Genomic DNA, 2,938 nt, shown 5'->3' with positions numbered 1-2,938 from the left:
GTTGCCAATGATCGTCTACCACATCACTCAATTGGTCTGGGACACGGTGGTCGCCGATGCTTGGTTGGCGAAGGGGAAGAAGAGGCCGTCAGGATGACAGGGGCTCGACACTTGTGTCGGTGGTTTTTCGGCTGTCACCTCTCCCCCGACGAATTTGGGGGAGAGGTCGGAGCAAGCCTTCAGCGAGATCCGGGTGAGGGGGCCTCGCGATTTGTGAAGCCAAGTTTACAGTGCGTAGCCCCTTCAACCGAACAGGGACTCGAGCGGCCCGTTCGACCTCTCCCCCAGCTTCGCCAGGGGAGAGTTGACTGGGTGAACCAAGCCAAGATCAGCGTCTGCCAAAATCGCTTCACCTCGAAGGGAGCCGAGAACAGCAAGACGCCCGCTTAGCGACGCGTGCTGCCCGGTGAGGAACCGAAGGGCTCGCGCCCTGCCGCTACTGAACTTGTTGTTCACGGGATTCTACGAGCTCAAAAAAGCGTCACCCACGATCACTGCAGCTCATCCCAGTTCAATCCGAAACGTTGCAGGTACTTTCGCAATCGGTCGGCGTCGTTTGGTTTTGCCTTGGCTTTTCGTGAGACCGCGAACAAGGTGCGACCGGCTTGTGATAGCGATCGGCTTTGCCGGCAAACTCGGATGACCTCGGCGAGCTGCACGCGGTCGAAATGATCGAGCTGTGCGATTTGCGATTCATCCAAGCAACTGATCAAGACGTCGTCGTGACCGCGAGCGTCCGTGGTTTGCCAGCTTGATCGCAGTCGGGCGATTTCTTCGGTTACCAAGTCGGTTGTGATGCGTCCGCCTTCGGCCAGCGTTCCCATTCGAGTCACAGCCGCATTGAGATCGCGAAAATTCGCGTTCCAGGGAGTCGCTGGATCCATGGCAAAATCAAGGAACGCTTTGCGAGCCTCTTTGCTGATCGTGATCTTCTGGCCATTGTTCCGAGTGAACTGTTGCAGTTCGTAGTCCAGGTTGGGATCGATGTCAGCTCTTCGTTCACTGAGTCCGGGAAGCCGAAAGGACCAAAGGTTGATCCTTGCCAACAAGTCTTCACGGAATTTTCCTGCACTGACTTCGGCTATTAAATCGCGATTCGTTCCCGCGACCAATTGGAAGTCGCTGTGGATGCTTTGGTCGGAACCAACCGGCGTGAACTCCTTCTCTTCGATCGCTCGCAACAACATGGCTTGTTCATCGAGTCCGAGTTCGCCGATTTCATCGAGGAACAGCATGCCCTCATCCGCGGATTTGAGCAGTCCAGCACGTGCGGAGTTCGCTCCGGTGAAGGCTCCCTTGGTGTGACCGAACAAGGCGGACATCGCTTGTTCGCCTCGGATCGTCGCGCAGTTGACTTCGACGAACGGGCCGCTGACTTGTCGTCGGCTGTGCTTGAGTTCGTAGACCAATTTAGCGAGTTGTGTTTTGCCAGCACCAGTTGGTCCCGACAACAAGATCGGTGCTTTCGTTGCGAGAGTCACTCGCTCGATTCGATCGATCAAGGCATTGAAGGATTGGTCTTTGGTTTCGATGCCGTGTTTGAGGATCGAGCGTGCTTCATCTTGTTCTTGCCCAAACCGTTTGGCCAACTCGTCATACCGAGAGAGGTCCAGGTCAATGATTTGGAAAGTGCCTTCCACCGAGGCGGCTTCGGCTTGTTTTGACCGGCCTCGTCCCGGTGGCGGCGACGTTTGAATCAGCCGTCCCGGCAAGTGCCGGGACTCCGTCAGCAGGAACAGGCAGATCTGTGCGACGTGCGTCCCCGTGGTGATATGAATCAAATAGTCTTCAGCGTCGGTATCAAACGCGTACTCGCGCGAGAACTGGTGCAGTCCCGCGTAAACCTCCTCCAAATCCCAAGGGTCTTTGAGGGTGATCGGATGGGCTTGCACGGACGTTTCGGGTGAGACCGTTTCGATGTCCCGGATCACTTGATCGGCGAGCTTGGAATAACGGTGCTCGACGATCAGCTCGAACCGATCGACGATCAAATCATCCTGCTGGCAGATCGCGACGGACGGGCGCCACGTCGCCCATCGATCACGCGATTTCCGAGGTTGATCCAAATGGACTCCGAGCAAACCGATCACGACGCATTTCTTGTTCATAGATCAAAGTATAAACATGGATCCAGAAAGATAAGTGTTTTCGGAGCTGGGTCGCTGGGTGAGAGGGGGGCGGTTTTCGTAAGTGCTTTGAGTATGAGGGCTTGCGTGGATTTTATGTTGTTTGGCACGGGTGATGCTTGAGGTGTCTGGAACAACAAACATCTTCATTTGATACGAGATTCACATGATGACTTCGACCAAAAACCGTCCCAACATGGACTCGCGAAGCAAGTACACCGGCCCGGGAATGGTTGCGACCGGCGAAGCGACCGCGTTGCTTCGGACGGAAACGACTCCACCTATTCGCGTCTTCGGAACCGAGTCGAGTCGCGAAACCTTTGACGATTTGTGTCTGCAGCATGCGGTCAACTCACGCTTGGCTCCCGGTGTGACCGATTTGGTTTTGAATCCAGACGCGCACTGTGGTTATGGAGCACCGGTCGGTTGCGTGATGGTTTCGCCCACACACATCTATCCATGTCCGGTTGGTGTCGACATCAAGTGTTCGATGAGTTTGCTGCAATTGGATCTTCCCGCCGAAGCGATCGAGGACCGCAAGGTTCGTCGAGCGTTGATCTCGGCGATCTGCCAACGCACACCGACAGGGGCGGGCAAGGGACAACGTAGCGTGACCAAGGCACGGCACGTCAACCGAACACTCGGGCAGCAGTTGGTGACCGAAGGTGCGAGCGACGATGTGTGTCGCGCTCTTGGGATTCCAACGAGTTGGTCACACCGATGCGAAGACTCGTACCATGTTGGGCATGACGACACGCAGTTGGCACTCGAGAATCGCCTCGACACGATCCTAAGCCATCGTCACATGAGCA

At 55.9% G+C, this 2,938-nt stretch carries 2 protein-coding genes; one reads left to right on the top strand and one right to left on the bottom strand.

All coding sequences use genetic code 11. From position 1 onward, the window contains the following. Nucleotides 1-491 precede the first annotated feature (491 nt). Nucleotides 492-2,108, bottom strand: coding sequence for an RNA repair transcriptional activator RtcR (rtcR, locus tag ACF8AM_RS02310; protein ID WP_392554087.1), 1,617 nt, complete (start codon nucleotides 2,106-2,108; stop codon nucleotides 492-494). Nucleotides 2,109-2,292: 184 nt separating this feature from the next. On the opposite strand from rtcR, the gene ACF8AM_RS02305 reads away from it, so the two are divergent. Then, nucleotides 2,293-2,938 (top strand): RtcB family protein (locus ACF8AM_RS02305; protein WP_392554086.1); only part of this gene is annotated, 646 nt, incomplete at its 3' end.

It is taken from the genome of Rhodopirellula sp. JB055 (genome assembly GCF_043100905.1).
Lineage (GTDB): Bacteria > Planctomycetota > Planctomycetia > Pirellulales > Pirellulaceae > Rhodopirellula.
The sequence above is the reverse complement of the archived record's forward strand: the minus strand, read 5'-3'. Positions and strand labels throughout refer to the sequence as shown.

Coding starts and splice junctions, on each gene's coding strand:
- rtcR (WP_392554087.1), bottom strand. CDS start 2,108: ATGAACAAGAAATGCGTCGTGATCGGTTTGCTCGGAGTCCATTTGGAT.